Raw genomic sequence first — 17282 nt, 5'->3', positions numbered from 1 at the left:
TCTCGCCAGGATCAGCTCTCGCGCCAGGCAGCAACCTGGCCGTGTTGTCAGCGCCGGTCCCCTCTGGTAGATCTTGAACAGCATCAAGAGTCGGGGCGATCCCTGACGCCAACCTGCTCTCCCGGGCAAGGTGGCACCCTCCGGCAATCGGCGGGGATGTGGCCGGACCGGCAACCGAACGGGCTTCGCCATATCTCTATCCGGTCAGTCGCTGCACTCCTGATGCGGACCTTGACCAGACGAGAGCGACCGATGCCCCCCGAGCCCCAGCAATTCGCGAGCGACAACTACGCCGGCATCTGCCCCGAGGCCTGGGCCGCCATGGACGCGGCCAATCGCGGCTCGGTGCCGGCCTACGGCGAGGACCCGTGGACGAAGCGGGCCGCCGATGCCTTCAGGACCCTGTTCGAGACCGACGCCGCCGACGTCTTTTTCGCCTTCAACGGGACGGCTGCCAACGCCCTGGCCCTGGCCTCCCTCTGCCAGTCCTACCACAGCGTCATCTGCTCGGCCTCGGCCCATGTCGAGACGGACGAGTGCGGCGCGCCCGAGTTCTTCTCCAACGGCTCGAAGCTGCTCGTGGTGGCGAGCCCCGACGGCAAGCTGGACCCGGCCTTGATTCGAAGCGTCGCCACCGGTCGCTCGGACATCCACTTTCCGAAGCCTCGCGTGGTCACGATCACCCAGCCCACCGAGACGGGCCAGCTCTACAGCCTCGCCGAGATCCGGGCGATCGCCGCCACATGCCGAGATCTGGGCCTGCGCCTCCACATGGACGGAGCGCGCTTTGCCAATGCCTGCGCCAGCCTCGGCTGCAGCCCCGCCGACATGACCTGGAAGGCCGGCGTCGATCTCCTGTGCTTCGGCGGCACCAAGAACGGCATGGCGGCGGGCGAGGCGATCCTGTTCTTCGATGCCGCCCTGGCGGAGGATTTTGGCTATCGCTGCAAGCAGGCGGGCCAACTCGCCTCGAAGATGCGCTTCCTCTCGGCGCCCTGGGTCGGCGTGCTGGAGGGCGGTGCCTGGCTGCGCCACGCCGCCCATGCCAATGCCTGCGCGCAACGCCTCGCTGCCGCCGTGGCGGACGTAAGCGCCTTCGCGCTGATGTTCCCGGTGGCGGCCAACGCGGTCTTCCTGCGCGCTGCACCCGAGCACCTCGAGGCCCTGCGCACCCGGGGCTGGCGCTTCTACACCTTCATCGGTGGAGGCGCGCGCTTCATGTTCGCCTGGGATTCGGATCCGGCACGGATCGAGGCGCTCGCAAGGGACATCCGCGCGGTGGCCGGATGCGAGGCCGCCGCGGCCTGAGCGCTTCCCTCTTCCAACGTCCCCGTACGGGACCGCGACACCCCGAGGGCTGGCGTCGGAGCGGGTTTCGTGTATGGTCCGCGCCGCTCCGACCCGTGCGAACGGGGCCGGGGCACAAGCTGCTTGTGGGTCTGACCGTGCTGGACGACATCCCGGCACCGGCCTTCCACGAGCGTGGCGCGGCCCTCGCGACGAGGCCGCCCCTTCCGAAAACCCGTACCGAAAGGCACTACGATGTCGATCACGGCAGAGCGCAAGACCGCGCTCATCAAGGAATACGCGACCGGCGGCAAGGACACCGGTTCTCCGGAGGTCCAGGTGGCGATCCTGACCGAGCGGATCACCAACCTGACCGGCCACTTCAAGACCCACGGCAAGGACAACCATTCCCGCCGCGGCCTTCTGAAGATGGTCTCGCAGCGCCGCTCGCTGCTCGACTACGTCAAGCGCAAGGACGAGGCCCGCTACCGCAGCCTCATCGAGCGTCTCGGCATCCGCCGCTAAGCACAGCACTCTCATGCGGTTCCGGGCCCGGCCCGGGGCCGCGTTTTGACAGTTCGGGCGGCCGGAATGGGTCCGGCCACCCGAAGACCCGGGCGACTTGAAGGCGGATGCGTCGGGGACAGGATCGCGGGGGGCACGGCGTGCGGCGCCCCCCGCCATCTTGCCCCTGACGGCGCCGGGTTCGCCCGATCGCAGGAAGGCTAGACACTATGTTCGATATCCAACGCGAAGAGCTGATGTGGGGCGACCGCAAGCTCGTCCTCGAGACGGGTAAGGTCGCCCGCCAAGCCGACGGCGCCGTGATGGCGACCTACGGCGAGACCTCGGTGCTCGCCACCGTCGTGTCCGCCAAGGAGCCCAAGGCCGGCATCGACTTCCTGCCGCTCACGGTGAACTACCAGGAGCGTGCCTACGCCGCCGGCCGCATCCCCGGCGGGTACTTCAAGCGCGAGGGCCGTCCGTCCGAGAAGGAGACCCTGGTCTCCCGCCTCATCGACCGTCCGATCCGCCCCCTCTTCATCGAGGGCTGGCGCAACGACACCCAGGTCGTCGTCACCGTCCTGACCCACGACCTCGAGAACGATCCCGACATCCTCGCGATGGTCGCGGCCTCCGCCGCCCTGACCCTGTCGGGCGTGCCCTTCATGGGTCCGATCGGTGCCGCCCGCGTCGGCTACACCAATGGCCAGTACACCCTAAACCCGCACGTGGCCGACCTCGAGGCCTCGACCCTCGACCTCGTCGTCGCCGGCACCCAGGACGCCGTCCTGATGGTCGAGTCCGAGGCCAAGGAGCTCGACGAGGAGGTCATGCTCGGCGCCGTGATGTTCGGCCACAAGCACTTCCAGCCGGTCATCGAGGCGATCATCCGCCTCGCCGAGAAGGCCGCCAAGGAGCCCCGCAACTTCTCCGCCCCCGAGAACGGCGACGTGGAAGCCGCCGTGCTCGAGGTTTGCGAGGCCGACCTGCGCGCCGCCTACAAGAACACCGTCAAGCAGGAGCGCTACGCCGCCGTCGATGCTGTGAAGGCGAAGGTGATGGCCGCGCTCTGCCCCGCCGAGGGCGAGGCGCGCTTCCCGGCCGAGAAGGTCAAGGCCGCGTTCAAGGAAGCGCAGTCGAAGGTCGTGCGCTGGAACATCCTCGACACCGGCTCGCGTATCGACGGCCGTGACGTCCGCACCGTGCGACCGATCGAGTCCCAGGTCGGGGTGCTGCCCCGCGCCCATGGCTCCTCGCTGTTCACGCGCGGCGAGACCCAGGCCCTCGTGGTCGCCACCCTCGGCACCGGCGAGGACGAGCAGTTCATCGACGCACTGGAAGGCACCTACAAGGAGACCTTCCTACTGCACTACAACTTCCCTCCCTACTCGGTGGGCGAGACCGGCCGCATGGGCTCCCCGGGCCGTCGCGAGATCGGCCACGGCAAGCTCGCCTGGCGCGCCGTGCATCCCGTGCTGCCGCCGGCCCACGAGTTCCCGTACACGATCCGCGTCGTGTCCGAGATCACCGAGTCGAACGGCTCCTCCTCGATGGCCTCCGTCTGCGGCGCCTCGCTGTCGCTGATGGATGCCGGCGTGCCGCTGCGCCGTCCGGTGGCGGGCATCGCCATGGGCCTCATCCTTGAGGGTGAGCGCTACGCCGTGCTGTCCGACATCCTCGGCGACGAGGATCACCTCGGCGATATGGACTTCAAGGTCGCGGGCACCGAGTCCGGCATCACCTCGCTGCAGATGGACATCAAGATCGCCGGCATCACCGAGGAGATCATGAAGGTCGCCCTGCACCAGGCGCAGGAAGGCCGTGTCCACATCCTCGGCGAGATGGCGAAGGCCCTGACCGACGCCCGTCCCGAGCTCGGCGAGTACGCGCCGCGCATCGAGACGATGCAGATCCCCACCGACAAGATCCGGGAAGTGATCGGCACCGGCGGCAAGGTGATCCGCGAGATCGTCGAGAAGACCGGCGCCAAGATCAACATCGACGACACCGGCACGGTGAAGATCGCGTCCAGCGACGGCAAGGCCATCAAGGCCGCCTACAACTGGATCCGCTCGATCGTGGCCGAGGCCGAGCCGGGCATGATCTACGATGGCACGGTCGTGAAGACGATGGAGTTCGGCGCTTTCGTGAACTTCTTCGGCGCCAAGGACGGCCTCGTCCACATCTCGGAGCTCGCCGCCCAGCGGGTCGCCAAGGTGACGGACGTCGTTAAGGAGGGCCAGAAGGTCAAGGTGAAGTTCCTCGGTCAGGACGATCGCGGCAAGATCCGCCTCTCGATGAAGGTCGTCGACCAAGAGACCGGCGAGGACATCACCGAGAAGCTCAAGGCCGAGCGCAACGCCGAGCAGGACCGCGCCCGCGGACCCCGCCAGGAGGCGTAAGCGACCAGTTCCGGCCGGGTGCGTCAGCGCTCGGCCGAACCGATCAAAACGAAGAAGAGCGCGGTCGCGTCAGGGCCGCGCTCTTCTTCGTTTTGAGAGCAAGACTGAAGCTGCGATCGGCCGAGGCTCAGGCCGCTCGCTCCCGTAGGTGCGCGACCAACACGGCGGCGGCGCTGTCCGGATCGCGATCGTTCCAGATCGTGTACTCGGCGGCAATTGGGACGACGCGGTCGAGGCGGGTGCGCAGGTCGCCATCCTCGGGCCGGGCGCGGGCGGCGAGGCGTTGGGCGAGCACCGCGGGAGCCGCCGTGATGGCGACGACGCCGACATGCGGCAGGGTCTCGCGAGCCTGCGCCACGATGCGCCGGGAAACGTTGCAGATCACCACCCGTCCCGCCTGCGCCTGGTCCCGGGTCTCGCCGGGAATCGCGTAGCCGAGACCGTGCGCCCGCCAATGCAGGGCGAAGGCGCCAGCGGCGGCGCCCGCGGTAAAGGCCTCCTCCGTGAGGGCGACATTGTCCTCGTGGGCCGAGGGAGCCCGGGTGACGAGGCGACGTGGGAAGACGAAGCGCGGGTCCGGGCCGAGCGTATCGCGCGCGAGCCGCAGCAGGGTATCCTTCCCGGCGCCGCTCGGGCCGACCACGAGAACGAAGCCGCCCGGCATCACACCACCCGCTCGCCGGCGCGCCAGACCTGGCGTACCACCGGCACGCCCCGGGCGAGGCGGACGCGGACGAGATCGGCGCGCAGGCCCGGCGCGAGCCGTCCGCGATCGGTCAGGCCGGTGGCGCGGGCAGGGTTGGCCGTCACGGTGGCAAGGGCCTCTGGCAGGGTGATGCCGGGGACGCGCTCGGGCAAGCCGAAAGCCGCCATCAGCAGGCTCGCCGGCACGTAGTCCGAGGACAGGATGCTGAGGGTCCCGGCCTCCGCCAGGGTGTGAGCCGCGACGTTGCCGGAATGCGAGCCGCCCCGGATCAGGTTGGGCGCCCCCATCATCACGGTGATGCCGGCCGCGTGCGAGGCCTCGGCCGCCTCCAGGGTGGTGGGGAATTCGGCGAGCACCACGGATTCCTCCCGCGAGAGCGCGACGTCCGCCAGGGTGGTGTCGTCGTGGCTGGCCAGAGGGATGCCGTGGGCGTGGGCGAGTGCCACCAGGGCGGGCCGGTTCACGGCGTTGAGGGCATGGCCGTCGCGCATCTTGCGGGCGGTGCTGCGCTTTATCTCCTCCAGGGAGCGGCCGCCGCGCCCGGCATACACGTAGTACTTGTCGACGTCACGGAACTGGCGCTGGCCCGGCGTGTGGTCCATCAGCGACAGCAGGCCGATGGCGTAGCGCCCGGCGAAGGCGCGCACGGTCTCGACCACGTCGGGGGAGGGAATCTCGCAGCGCAGGTGGGTGCGGTGCTCGGCCCGGAACAGGCCGGCCTCCTGCGCCTCCGCCAGGGCGGCGGCGAGCAGCTCCAGCTCGGTGCCGAGGCCGCTGCCGTCCGGATCGGTGCCGGCGCGCAGCGAATCGAACACCGTGGTGATGCCGGACGCCGCGATCTGCGCGTCGTAGGCCAGCACCGCCCCGAGGGGATGCCAGCGCACGCCGGGGCGCGGGGCGTAGTGGCTCTCCAGGTGGTCGGTGTGGAGCTCGACGAGGCCCGGGATGAGGATGTCGCCGGCGCAGTCGAGGCCGCGCCCGGGGGCACGCCCGGTGCCGATCTCGGCGATGCGCCCGTCGACCACGGCGAGCCAGCCATCCTCGACCCGGTCGGGCAGGACCAGGCGCGCGTTCTCGAGGATCTCGACCCGATCCGTGCGGCTTGCCTGATCTTGCAGGCTTGCCTGGTCCCGCATGCTTGCCTGATCCCGTACGCTGGCCTGGTTCCGCATGCTCGCCTGTTCCCGATCCGGTGTCATGCCGCCAGCGCTCCGTGAAAGGCCGAGACGTCGACGATGCGCGTCGCCACCGCCTGGCGCACGTCCGCATCGTGGAAGATGCCGAGGATGGCGGTGCCGGCGGCCCGCTTCTCGGCGATGAGGTCCACCACCACGGCGCGGTTCTGCGCGTCGAGGGAGGCGGTGGGCTCGTCCATGAGCAGGATCGGCCGGTCGGCGATGAGGCCCCGGGCGATGTTCACCCGCTGCTGCTCGCCCCCCGAGAAGGTGGCGGGCGGGAGCGCCCACAGGCGCTCGGGCAGGTTGAGCCGGGCCAGCAGGTCGGCCGCCCGGGTCCGGGCCGCCGCGGGGGCGAGGCCGCCCTCGATCCCGGCGGCCTCCACCACGGCGCGGGCGCCGACCCGGGGGATGACCCGCAGAAACTGCGAGACGTAGGCGAGGGTGGTGCGGCGCAGCCCCAGGATCTCCCGCGGCGCGGCCGTGGCGAGGTCGACGCTGCGGTCCCCGTCGCGGACCCGGATCGCCCCGGCGGCGCAGCGGTAGTTGCCGTAGGCCATCTTCAGCAGGGAGGACTTGCCCGCGCCGGAGGCCCCGCCGAGCACGACGCACTCGCCCGGGTGGACCGCCAGGATGGCGCCGGCGATCACCGGCAGCACGGCCCCGCCGCGCAGGTGCAGGGTGAAGCTCTTGGCCACGTCTTCGAAGACGAGGAGGGGGAGAGAAGACGGGGTGGGAGCGGGCGTCATGCGGCGAGCACCGAGGAGACGAGGAGCTGGGTATAGGCGGCCTGCGGGTCGTCGAGGACCTGGTCGGTCAGGCCGGTCTCGATCACCCGGCCGGCCCGCATCACGAGGACGCGGTGCGAGAGCAGGCGCGCCACGGCGAGGTCGTGGGTGACGATGATGACCGCGAGGCCGAGCTCGGCCACCAGGCCCCGGATCATGTCGAGGAGCCGGGCCTGGACCGAGACGTCGAGGCCCGAGGTCGGCTCGTCCATCAGCACGAGGCGGGGCGCGGTGACGAGGTTGCGGGCGATCTGCAGGCGCTGGCGCATGCCGCCGGAGAACCGGGTGGGCGGGTCGTCGATCCGGTCCGCGGCGATCTCGACGCGGGCGAGCCAGTCGAGGGCGGTGGCGCGGATGCGGCCGTAATGGCGGTCGCCGACCCCCATCAGGCGCTCGCCGACATTGCCTCCGGCCGAGACCGCCATGCGCAGGCCCTGGGTCGCGTCCTGGCGCACGAACCCCCAGTCGGTGCGCATCAGCGCGCGCCGCTCGACCAGGCTCAGGGTGTCGAGGTCGCGCGTGGCCCCGTCGCGCATGCGGTAGGCGACCGACCCCGCATCGGCCGCGACCTCGCCGGCGATGAGCGAGAGCAGGGTCGACTTGCCGGAGCCCGATTCGCCGACCACCGCCAGGACCTCGCCGGGGTCGAGGGTGAAGCCGATGCCGTCGCAGGCGAGGCGGCCGCCGTAGCGCTTGGTCAGGCCCGCGACGCTCAGGAGCGGTTCCATCACGCGGCCTCCCCGGTGTGGCCGTCGGCAAGGCGGGTCTCGCCAAGGCGGGTTTCGGCAAGACGGGGCTCGGCAAGGCGGGTTTCGCAATGGTCGGTGTCCGAGCAGACGAACATCCGGCCGCCGGCATCGTCGAGGACGACCTCGTCGAGGTAGACGTCCTCGGCGCCGCAGAGGGCGCAGGGGCGATCGAAGCGCTGGACCCGGAAGGGATGGTCCTCGAAGTCGAGGCTGCGCACCCGGGTGTAGGGTGGGATCGCGTAGATGCGCTTCTCGCGGCCGGCCCCGAAGAGCTGGAGGGCGGGGCAGTCGTCCATCTTGGGGTTGTCGAATTTCGGGGTCGGGGAGGGGTCCATCACGTAGCGGCCGGCCACTTCTACCGGGTAGGCGTAGGTGGTGGCGATGTGGCCGTGCCGGGCGATGTCCTCGTAGAGCTTGACGTGCATCAGGCCGTACTCGGCCAGCGCGTGGAGCTGGCGCGTCTCGGTCTCGCGCGGTTCGAGGAAGCGCAGGGGCTCGGGGATCGGCACCTGGTAGACGAGGACCTGCCCGTCGGCGAGCGGCGCCTCCGGGATGCGGTGGCGGGTCTGGATCACCGTGGCCTCGGCCGTCCGCGTCGTGGTGGCGATTCCGGCGGTGGCGGTGAAGAAGCGCCGGATCGAGACCGCGTTGGTGGTGTCGTCCGCCCCCTGGTCGATCACCTTGAGCACGTCGGCGGCGCCGAGGATCGCGGCGGTGACCTGCACCCCGCCGGTGCCCCAGCCGTAGGGCATCGGCATCTCGCGGGCGGCGAAGGGCACCTGGTAGCCCGGGATCGCGATGGCCTTGAGGATGGCCCGGCGGATCATCCGCTTCGTGCCCTCGTCGAGATAGGCGAAGTTGTAGCCGGCGCCGGCCGAGACGGTGACGGTCGCGCGGGCGACGGCAGGATTTGGCGGGTTCATTCGGCGGCCTCCCGTAGGGGGGATTCGTCGGAAGCGGGCGCCGGCGCGGCCGCCCGGGCGGCGTGCTCAGCCCGCAGGCGCCGCACCAGTTCGAGCTCGGCCTGGAAGTCGACGTAGTGCGGCAGCTTCATGTGCTCGACGAAGCCGGTCGCCTGCAGGCTGTCGCAATGGGCGAGGACGAATTCCTGGTCCTGGGCCGGCACCGCCACGGGCTCGCCGAGTTCGGCGGCCCGGAGCGAGCGGTCGACCAGCGCCATCGCCATGGCCTTGCGCTCGCCCTGGCCGAAGACGAGGCCGTAGCCCCGGGTGAATTGCGGCGGCACCGCGCCGTGGCCGTGGAACTGGTTGATCATCTGGCACTCGGTCAGCGCGACCGTGCCGAGGCTGACGGGAAAGCCCAGTTCCTCCGGCGTGAAGGCGAGCTCCACCGCCCCGACCCGGATCTCGCCGACGAAGGGATGGGTGCGGCCGTAGCCGCGCTGGGTCGAGTAGCCGAGGGCCAGGAGGAAGCCCTCGTCGCCCCGGGCCAGCCCCTGGAGCCGCACCGCGCGGTCGGCCGGGTAGTCCACCGGCTCGCGGGTGAGGTCGCCGACGGGGGCGCCTTCGTCCGGGGGGGAGGGTTCGAGCAGGCCGGCCTGGCCCAGGAGATCGGTGACCCGCGGGCAGGCGGCGGCATCGGCCTCCGGCTCGGCCTCGGCGGCGGGGTCGGGGGAGCCTGCGTCGGCCAGGCCGAAATCCACGAGGCGGTGGGTGTAGTCGAAGGTCGGGCCGAGCACCTGTCCGCCGGGCAGGTCCTTGAAGGTGGCGGAGATGCGCCGCGCCAGCGTCATCGCGCCGGTGTCGACCGGCTCGGTGGCGCCGAAGCGCGGCAGGGTGGTGCGGTAGGCCCGCACCAGGAACACCGCCTCGACCACGTCCCCCCGGGCCTGCTTCAGGGCGAGGGCGGCGAGGTCCGGGTCGTAGAGGGAGCCCTCGGTCATCACCCGGTCGACGAGGAGGCGCATCTGCTCGCGGATCTGCGCCACGGTGAGCTCGGGCACGGCCGGGTCGCCGCGCCGGACCTCGGCCAGGAGCCGGTGGGCGTTGTCGATGGCGGCCTCGCCGCCCTTTACCGCGACGTACATGGCAGTGCCTCCGAACCCCCAGACCCGTCCGACCCCGGCACGGTTTCAGCGTCGACGGGCCGGGCCGAGCGGGGCAGCCCGGCCAGGCGGCCCGGCGCCACGAAGAGACAATCGATCCCGAGCGGGAAGCCCGCATGGTTCGCGGCCCAGCGCGCGGTCCAGTCGGCGGGCAGGGGCCCGGCGGCGAACGGCGCCGTGCCGCGGATGCCAGGCCCGGCGAAAACCTGTCTCGCGCAAGCCTGTCCCGCGAAGTCCCCCCCATCCGCGTCCGAGAGGGTGTCGACGGCCAGGATCAGCGTGGCGGAGGCATCCGGGTAGGCGGGGGTGCCCGGCGCGAAATCCGTGAAGGGCGGGCAGCGGGCCGGATCGGCGATCAGCGCGAAGGCCGCCTGTCCGGGGTTCGCGACGAGGGGCGCCCCGGTGTGGAAGCGCAGGAAGCCGGCGACCGCCGGGTCCGCCCGCAGGGGTGCATCGAGCCAGACCGGCGTGTCGGCGTCGGTGAGCGCCAGGGCCAGGGCCGTGAGTTCGGGGGTGAGGGGGGCGGGGGGCACCAGGGCGGTGACCAGGGGGCGGATCCGGCCGGGCCGGCTCAGGGCCTCCATGGCAGCGCGGAACACGGCCTGGCCCGCGTGGACGGGGTCGGCGAAGCCGTGGGCGAGCGTGGGCGCCATCAATCCTCTCCCCGCGCCAGGGTGAAGAAGGTCACCCGGGTGGCCGCTGCCTTGCGGGCGGCCTGCTGCGCCGCGTCCGCCCGGCGGCCGGCGATCTCGGCCAGGGCCGCCGCGAGGACCGGGCGCGCCTCCGGGCGCTGCCAGTGGGCATCCAGGATGGCGGCGAGGCGGGCGCGGGCCCGGTCGCGGCCGAGGTGATAGGCGAAGCCGGTCTCGCCGCCGGGCAGGCGCACCGCCGCCCGGGTCACCGTGGCCTCGCCGGCATTGAAGGCCCGGCCGTCGCCGCCGATCCGGCCGCGAACCATGACCAGGCCCGTCTCGGGGGCCCGCAGGTCCTCCGCCTCCGGGAGGGCGCCGGCCTGCGCCAGGGCGTCCCGCAATTCGTCGGCGGTCGCCGCACCGGCCCACGCCATCGCCTGCCGGCGCGCGGCGAGGTCTGGCATCCCGGGCTCAGGTGGTGTTTGGCTGGCGCTCGGCATCGATCGGTCTCCAAACCTGTCTATATGTATAGACAAGTGGATGGGCGGGCGCAAGGGCTATCGAAGGGCTATCCAAAGGCTATCGAGGACGTGATGCAGGCCACCCACGCGAGACATCCATGACCGAGGCGGGCGACACCCGCGTGACGGCGCTCCAGCGCGGGGGCGGCCTCGCCGCCTGGCGGCAGATCGCGGACACTCTGGCAGGCGAGATCCGCAGCGGGACCCCGGCCGCCGGGGCGCAGCTGCCGGCCGAATCGGCCCTGGCAGCGCGCTTCGGCGTGAACCGGCACACGGTGCGCCGGGCGCTCGGCGTGCTGGCCGAGGGCGGGCTGGTGCGGACCACGCAGGGCCGGGGCAGCTTCGTGGAGCAGGGGCCGATTGCCTACCCGATCGGCCCGCGCACCCGCTTCTCCGAGATCGTCTCGCGCACCGGGCGCGAGGCCTGGGGCGACCTGATCACGGCCGCCACCGTCCCGGCGGATGCCGACTGGGCCGAGGCCCTCGGGATCGCCCCGGGCGCGCCGATCCTCGAACTCCTCACCGTGCACCGGGCCGACGGCGCCCCGATCTCGACGGCCCGGACCTGCCTGCCCCTGCCGCGCTTCGCCGGCTTCGACGCCGCCTACGCCGCCAGCGGCTCGCTCACCCGCGCCTATGCGGGCTTCGGCGTGGCCGACTACACCCGGCTCTCGACCCGGATCGGCGCCCGCCCGGCCAGCCCCGAGGAGGCGGAGCGCCTGGACATCGCCCCCGGCCGCACCCTGATCGCCCTGTCGAGCGTGAACGTGGACGGCGCCGGCACACGCATCCAGGCCACCCGCAGCCTCTTCGCCGCCGACCGGGTGGAGCTGGTGGTGGAGTGAGGCCCCCCGCCGGGGCGGGCGAGGCGCCGGCGGCAAGGGGCGGGCGCGGGACGCGGCAAGGGAGGCGGCAAGGGACGCGGCAAGGCGGAGGGCAAGGGAAGCGGCAAGGCGGACGGACAGCCCCTCGCCGCCGCCCGGATGCTGTCGCGGCATCCGGTCCCCGCGCGCTTCGTTGAGCTCGCGGCCCGGTCGGTCTATGCACGGGCCCCATGGACCTCCAAGCTTCCGTGAGTCGATCCGTGGCTCCCCTCGCCTGCACGCCGCCGCTGAACAGGACGGCGGCGCCGTTCCTGCCCATGAGTCGCGCCGAGATGGACGCGCTCGGGTGGGACGCCTGCGACATCGTCCTGGTGACGGGTGACGCCTACGTGGATCATCCGAGCTTCGGCATGGCCATCATCGGCCGGCTGCTCGAGGCGCAGGGCTTCCGGGTCGGCATCATCGCGCAGCCCGACTGGCAATCGGCGGAGCCGTTCAAGGCGCTGGGCCGGCCGACGCTGTTCTTCGGCGTCACCGGCGGCAATCTCGATTCGATGGTGAACCGCTACACGGCGGACCGGCGCCTGCGCAGCGACGACGCCTATACGGCCGGCGGCGAAGGCGGCGCCCGGCCGGACCGCTGCACCATCGTCTACACGCAGCGCTGCCGCGAGGCCTACAAGGACGTGCCGATCATCCTCGGCGGCATCGAGGCCTCCCTGCGCCGCATCGCCCACTACGATTACTGGTCCGACAAGGTGCGCCGCTCGATCCTGGCGGATGCGAAGGCCGACCTGCTCCTCTACGGCAATGCCGAGCGCGCCGTGGTCGAGGTGGCCAACCGCCTCGCGGCCGGCGAGGTGCCGCAGGATCTCCATTCGGTCCGGGGCGTCGCCCTGTTCCGCCGCGTGCCCGAGGGCTACACCGAACTGCCCGCCGACGACCTCGATTCGGCCGACGAGGCCGCGAGCCGCCGTCCCGGCGAGACCGTGATCCGGCTCCCCGCCTACGACGAGGTCAAGGACGACAAGGAGGCCTATGCCCGCGCAAGCCGTGTGCTGCACCGGGAGGCCAACCCCGGCAACGCGCGTCCCCTGGTCCAGCGCCACGGCGACCGCGACCTGTGGCTGAACCCGCCGCCGATCCCGCTCTCCAGCGCGGAGATGGATGCGGTCTACGATCTGCCCTACGCCCGCGCCCCCCATCCGTCCTACGGCGACGCGAAGATCCCCGCCTGGGACATGATCAAGTTCTCGGTGACGATCATGCGCGGCTGCTTCGGCGGCTGCACCTTCTGCTCCATTACCGAGCACGAGGGCCGCGTCATCCAGAACCGCTCGGAAGGCTCGATCCTGCGCGAGATCGAGCACATCCGCGACAAGACCCCGGGCTTCACGGGCGTGATCTCCGACGTGGGTGGGCCCACGGCCAACATGTACCGGATGGCCTGCAAGGACCCGAAGATCGAGGCGGCCTGCCGGCTGCCCTCCTGCGTCTTCCCCGACATCTGCCCGAACCTGAACACCTCGCACGACGACCTGATCCGGCTCTATCGCAAGGTCCGCGAGGTGAAGGGCGTCAAGAAGGTGATGGTCGCCTCCGGCGTGCGCTACGACCTCGCGGTCCGAAGCCCCGAATACGTCGAGGAGCTGGTGACCCACCACGTCGGCGGCCGCCTCAAGATCGCCCCCGAGCACACCGAGCGCGGGCCCCTCGACCTGATGATGAAGCCGGGCATCGGCACCTACGACCGCTTCAAGGAGATGTTCGACGCCGCCGCCCAGAAGGCCGGCAAGAAGTACTACCTGATCCCGTACTTCATCGCGGCGCATCCGGGCACGACCGACGCGGACATGCTGAACCTCGCCCTGTGGCTGAAGAAGAACGACTACCGGGCCGACCAGGTCCAGACGTTCCTGCCCTCGCCCATGGCGACCGCCACGACCATGTACCACACCGAGATCAACCCGCTGCAGGGCGTGCGGCGCGGCGGCAGCGAGCCGGTCGACGCGATCAAGGGGATGCGGCAGCGCCGGCTGCACAAGGCGTTCCTGCGCTATCACGACCCCGAGAACTGGCCGCTGCTGCGCGAGGCGCTGCGGGCGATGGGCCGGGCGGATCTCATCGGGCCGCGGCCGGACCAGCTGATTCCGGTCTCGCAGCCCTCCGGAACCGGCCCTGCGGCGGGCAAGGGGCGCGGCCAGCCGCACCCTGCGCGCCATCCGGGGGCACCGCGCTTCACCACGAAGGGCGTGCCGCTGCGCAAGTGACCGCCCCGGGCCGATGACGGCCGCGCGCCATGTGCGCCGTCTCACCCCGCTTCGGGGACGGGGGCCTTACGCAGGCCGGATGAGCATCCCCCTCCACGACGTCAGCGTCCCGGTCTTCGTCAACGCCCTGCGCGCCATGAGCGCGTGGCTCGACAAGGCGGCCTCGGAGCAGCCGGAGGCCGCGCTGATCGGCCGGAGGCTGGCGCCGGACATGAAGCCGCTGCCGGCCCAGTACCAGATGGCGTCCGACAGCGCGAAGAACGCGGTGGCCCGGCTCGCCGGGATCGAGGCGCCGGCGATGCCCGACGTCGAGGCGACCTTCGCCGAACTCCAGGCCCGCTGCGCCCGGACGATCGCCTTCGTCGAGGGCGTCGATCCGGCCGCCCTGGCCGCGGGCGCGGAGCGCACGGTGGAGCTGAAATTCCCGAACGGCATGGGATACCGCTTCAGCGGCCAGGCCTACCTCACCGGCTTCGCGCTTCCGAACTTCTTCTTCCACGTCACCACGGCCTACGGAATCCTGCGCAGCGCCGGCGTCGGCCTCGGCAAGGTCGACTACCTCCAGCATCTCGGCCCGCCGACCCTCCACGCGGCGAAGTAGCCGCGCCGGCGCCCTAGCGCGCGGCCCCGCCGATCAGGGCCCGGCGCAGGCGCCCCGAAACGGCGTCGATGAGGGCCACCGTGACCAGGATCATCAGGATCAGGAAGGCGACCTGGCGCAGTTCGAGAACGCGGATCAGCTCGCTGAGATACTGGCCGATGCCGCCCGCGCCGACGATGCCGATGATGGTGGCCGAGCGGGTGTTCGATTCGAAGAAGTACAGCACCTGGCTGCCGAGCACCGGCAGCACCGCCGGGATCAGGCCGAAGCGGACGCGGTGCAGCGCGGTGCCGCCGGAGGAGGCGACGCCCTCGCCGGCCTTGGCGTCGGCGGTCTCCACCGCCTCGGAGAACAGCTTGCCGAGCGCTCCGACATCCGCGCACGCGATGGCGAGGGCCCCGGCGAAGGGGCCGAGCCCGACGACGTTGATCCAGATCAGGGCCCAGATCAGCACGTCGACGGAGCGCATCACGTCGAGGCCGCGCCGGACGGCGAAGTGCACGAAGGGGTTCGGCACGACGTTGCGGGCGGCGAGGAACGCCACCGGGAAGGCCAGGAGCGCGGCCGTCAGCGTGCCGATGAAGGCGATGCCGAGAGTCTCGGCCAGCGCCTGCAGGAAGGCCCAGGCCCGGCCGCCGGTCTCCGGCGGCAGCATCAGCAGGCTGAACTCGCCGAGGCGGCCGAGGCCGGCGAGGAGGCGCGCCGGGGAGACGTCGAGGCGGACCAGGGCGTAGCCCGCCAGGGCGAGGAGGCCGGCGAGGGCGAGCCCCCCCAGGAGGCGCCCCCGCCAGGCCGGCCGGAAGCTGTCGGGAAAGCGCCGGCGCAGGGCGGCGATCTCGGCCGGGCCGAGGTCGGGGCCGGTCATCGCAGGCCTCCGAGCAGCCCGTGGCGCAGGCGCTCGGTGCCGAGGTCGATCGCCATCACGGTGAGGATGATCAGGACCAGGATGGCGCTGACGTCGGCGTAGTAGAAGTTCCGGATGGCCACGAGGAGCTCCTGCCCGATGCCGCCGGCCCCGACGAAGCCCATCACGCCGGCGCCGCGCACGTTGATCTCGAAGCGCAGCAGCCCGTAGGAGGCGAAGTTCGACAGCACCTGCGGCAGCACGGCGAAGCGCAGGATCTCGATCCGCCCGGCCCCGGCGGCGGTGAGGCTCTCCACCGGCTTCATGTCGATGTTCTCGACCACCTCGGCGAACAGCTTGCCCAGCGCCCCCGTGGTGTGGATCGCCAGGGCCAGCACGCCCACCATCGGCCCCAGGCCGAAGGCGATGACGAAGATCAGCGCGAACACGATCTCCGGCACGGTGCGGCAGACCTCCAGCCCGCGCCGCACGAGGATGCAGGCCGTCCGGCTGCCCGCCACGTTGGCGGCGGCGGAGAAGCACAGGAGGAAGCCGCCGATGCCCCCCAGGAGGGTGCCGAGATAGGCCATCAGCAGGGTCTCGCCCAGGAGCCCGAGCCATTTCGGCCCGCCCCAGTACCAGTCCGCCAGGTCCCCCGGCAGGTTCGCCAGGGTCAGGGGCGGCAGGATCTGGACGATGTAGTCGGTGAAGCGGCCGAGATGGGTCGCCAGCACCCAGGGGCGCACCTCCGCGGCCCAGGCGGCGAGGCCGGTGAGGACCACGAGCCCGGCGAGGCCGGCCCAGGTCCGGCGCCGGGTCGCGGCGATGGCGGCCTCGTAGGCCCCCGCCAGGGCGGCGGCCCGGTCCGGAGGCAGGGGCGTGATCCGCTCAGGCATCGGTCGTCACCGGCACGCCCGCGCGCCCGCGTCCCGGGACGGGGCAGGTCAGGAGGGGCGGGATCAAGATTTGCGGCGCTGGTCGTCGTTGAACTTCAGCATGTCGATGATCGGCTGGTAGTCCTTCAGAGTCACGGGGGTGAGGCCCAGATCCTTGCCGTCCGAGAGCCGGTCGAAGGCCGCCTTGTCGGCCGTGGGCATCGCCACCAGGGCCTCGCGGATCTTCGCCTTGAGGGCGTCGGGCAGGCTCGCCAGCATGGCGAAGGGCCCCTCGGGCAGGAAGTCGGACTTGAACACCACCCGGAAATCCGCCTGCGTCAGGGGCGTCCCGTCGGGCTTCTTCAGCATGCCCTTGGCGGCCATGCGGGTGACCATGGTGTCGGTGTCGGTGTTGTAGAGGTTGGCCGCCGCGTCCACGGTGCCCTGCACCAGGGCCAGGACGGCGTTCTCGTGGCTGCCGGCATAGACGGTCTTGCCGAAGTAGGTGTCGACCGGGTGGCCGGCCTTGTGCAGGAAGTAGCGCGGCGCCTGGTTGCCGGAGGTGGAGTTCGGGTCGACCAGGGCAAGGTTCTTGCCCTTCAGGTCCTCGATCGTCTTGTACGGGCTGTCGGCGCGCACGTAGATCACCGAGTAGTAGCCCGAGGCGCCGGTGTCGTGGCGCTGGTTGACGATGGGCTCGACCTTGACCCCGGTCATCACCGCGCGGGCGAAGGAGGCGGGGCCGTAGAAGGCGAGCTGGGCGTTGCCGGCCCGCTGGCTCTCGATCACGGCGGCGTAGTCGTTGGCGATGCGCAGCGTCACCGGAACGCCGAGGGCCTTCGACAGGTAGGCGGTCATCGGCGCGTAGCGATCGGTGGTGCCCGATGCGTTCTCGGCCGGGATCACCGCCAGGGTCAGGGCCGGATAGGCGGCCTTCCAGTCCTGGGCCGCGGCCGGGAGGGCGAGGAGGGCGAGCGCGACGGCGCCGGCGAGGGATCGACGGGTCAGCATGGGAAACTCCCGGTGGGGGTGGGAAATC

17 protein-coding genes and 1 riboswitch are annotated in these 17282 nt (G+C 71.6%); of the genes, 6 read left to right on the top strand and 11 right to left on the bottom strand.

Annotated features, from left to right (window positions below; all coding sequences use genetic code 11):
- Positions 1–75 precede the first annotated feature (75 nt).
- A riboswitch (SAM-I-IV-variant riboswitch) is annotated at positions 76–188 on the top strand.
- A gap of 64 nt (positions 189–252) precedes the next feature.
- The 3 genes from CRT23_RS22490 (at position 253) to pnp (ending at position 4193) form a co-directional block, all read left to right on the top strand.
- The gene (locus CRT23_RS22490) at positions 253–1308 is read left to right on the top strand and encodes a low specificity L-threonine aldolase (RefSeq protein WP_103711874.1); all 1056 of its coding nucleotides are present in this window, start codon (positions 253–255) and stop codon (positions 1306–1308) included.
- A gap of 234 nt (positions 1309–1542) precedes the next feature.
- Entirely contained in the window at positions 1543–1812 is a 270-nt protein-coding gene (gene rpsO / locus CRT23_RS22485; protein WP_055950756.1) for a 30S ribosomal protein S15, read from the top strand.
- Positions 1813–2021: 209 nt separating this feature from the next.
- Positions 2022–4193 (top strand): polyribonucleotide nucleotidyltransferase, encoded by a 2172-nt coding sequence (pnp, locus tag CRT23_RS22480; protein ID WP_103711873.1) that lies wholly within the window; start codon positions 2022–2024, stop codon positions 4191–4193.
- A 127-nt stretch (positions 4194–4320) separates the two neighbouring features.
- Here pnp and phnN read toward each other — a convergent pair whose 3' ends face one another.
- Genes phnN through phnG form a run of 8 tightly spaced genes read right to left on the bottom strand, consistent with a single transcriptional unit; the run spans position 4321 to position 10772 of the window.
- Positions 4321–4857, bottom strand: a complete 537-nt coding sequence (phnN, locus tag CRT23_RS22475; RefSeq protein ID WP_181017432.1) for a phosphonate metabolism protein/1,5-bisphosphokinase (PRPP-forming) PhnN — start codon at positions 4855–4857, stop codon at positions 4321–4323.
- Complete coding sequence (locus CRT23_RS22470; RefSeq protein WP_103711871.1) at positions 4857–6035, bottom strand: alpha-D-ribose 1-methylphosphonate 5-triphosphate diphosphatase; 1179 nt, start codon at positions 6033–6035, stop codon at positions 4857–4859. The genes phnN and CRT23_RS22470 overlap by 1 nt, the downstream gene beginning before the upstream one ends.
- 59 nt (positions 6036–6094) lie before the next feature.
- Positions 6095–6823, bottom strand: coding sequence for a phosphonate C-P lyase system protein PhnL (gene phnL, locus CRT23_RS22465; protein WP_103711870.1), 729 nt, complete (start codon positions 6821–6823; stop codon positions 6095–6097).
- Entirely contained in the window at positions 6820–7590 is a 771-nt protein-coding gene (phnK, locus tag CRT23_RS22460) for a phosphonate C-P lyase system protein PhnK (protein ID WP_055950770.1), read from the bottom strand. The genes phnL and phnK overlap by 4 nt, the downstream gene beginning before the upstream one ends.
- Positions 7590–8534, bottom strand: coding sequence for an alpha-D-ribose 1-methylphosphonate 5-phosphate C-P-lyase PhnJ (locus tag CRT23_RS22455; RefSeq protein ID WP_103711869.1), 945 nt, complete (start codon positions 8532–8534; stop codon positions 7590–7592). The genes phnK and CRT23_RS22455 overlap by 1 nt, the downstream gene beginning before the upstream one ends.
- The gene (locus CRT23_RS22450) at positions 8531–9658 is read right to left on the bottom strand and encodes a carbon-phosphorus lyase complex subunit PhnI (RefSeq protein WP_055950776.1); all 1128 of its coding nucleotides are present in this window, start codon (positions 9656–9658) and stop codon (positions 8531–8533) included. The genes CRT23_RS22455 and CRT23_RS22450 overlap by 4 nt, the downstream gene beginning before the upstream one ends.
- Positions 9643–10329: a phosphonate C-P lyase system protein PhnH gene (gene phnH / locus CRT23_RS22445; protein WP_103711868.1), complete on the bottom strand. Its 687-nt coding sequence runs from the start codon at positions 10327–10329 to the stop codon at positions 9643–9645. The genes CRT23_RS22450 and phnH overlap by 16 nt, the downstream gene beginning before the upstream one ends.
- The gene (phnG, locus tag CRT23_RS22440; RefSeq protein WP_103711867.1) at positions 10329–10772 is read right to left on the bottom strand and encodes a phosphonate C-P lyase system protein PhnG; all 444 of its coding nucleotides are present in this window, start codon (positions 10770–10772) and stop codon (positions 10329–10331) included. The genes phnH and phnG overlap by 1 nt, the downstream gene beginning before the upstream one ends.
- A 155-nt stretch (positions 10773–10927) precedes the next feature.
- Between phnG and phnF the strand changes: the two genes are divergently transcribed.
- From phnF to CRT23_RS22420, 3 genes are all read left to right on the top strand, one after another.
- On the top strand, positions 10928–11674 hold the full coding sequence (gene phnF / locus CRT23_RS22435) for a phosphonate metabolism transcriptional regulator PhnF (RefSeq protein ID WP_103711866.1): 747 nt from the start codon (positions 10928–10930) through the stop codon (positions 11672–11674).
- A gap of 209 nt (positions 11675–11883) precedes the next feature.
- Complete coding sequence (locus tag CRT23_RS22425) at positions 11884–13923, top strand: YgiQ family radical SAM protein (RefSeq protein WP_103711865.1); 2040 nt, start codon at positions 11884–11886, stop codon at positions 13921–13923.
- Positions 13924–14002: 79 nt separating this feature from the next.
- On the top strand, positions 14003–14524 hold the full coding sequence (locus CRT23_RS22420; RefSeq protein ID WP_055950785.1) for a DUF1993 domain-containing protein: 522 nt from the start codon (positions 14003–14005) through the stop codon (positions 14522–14524).
- A 13-nt stretch (positions 14525–14537) separates the two neighbouring features.
- Here CRT23_RS22420 and phnE (CRT23_RS22415) read toward each other — a convergent pair whose 3' ends face one another.
- The 3 genes from phnE (CRT23_RS22415) to phnD form a co-directional block, all read right to left on the bottom strand.
- Entirely contained in the window at positions 14538–15389 is an 852-nt protein-coding gene (gene phnE, locus CRT23_RS22415; protein ID WP_103711864.1) for a phosphonate ABC transporter, permease protein PhnE, read from the bottom strand.
- Entirely contained in the window at positions 15386–16264 is an 879-nt protein-coding gene (gene phnE / locus CRT23_RS22410) for a phosphonate ABC transporter, permease protein PhnE (protein WP_055950791.1), read from the bottom strand. The genes phnE (CRT23_RS22415) and phnE (CRT23_RS22410) overlap by 4 nt, the downstream gene beginning before the upstream one ends.
- A 63-nt stretch (positions 16265–16327) precedes the next feature.
- Positions 16328–17254, bottom strand: a complete 927-nt coding sequence (phnD, locus tag CRT23_RS22405) for a phosphonate ABC transporter substrate-binding protein (RefSeq protein WP_103711863.1) — start codon at positions 17252–17254, stop codon at positions 16328–16330.
- Positions 17255–17282 lie beyond the last annotated feature (28 nt).

This window comes from Methylobacterium sp. V23 (genome assembly GCF_002917135.1).
Taxonomy (GTDB): domain Bacteria; phylum Pseudomonadota; class Alphaproteobacteria; order Rhizobiales; family Beijerinckiaceae; genus Methylobacterium.
Note: the sequence above shows the minus strand (reverse complement) of the source record. Positions and strands in the feature narration are given on the sequence as shown.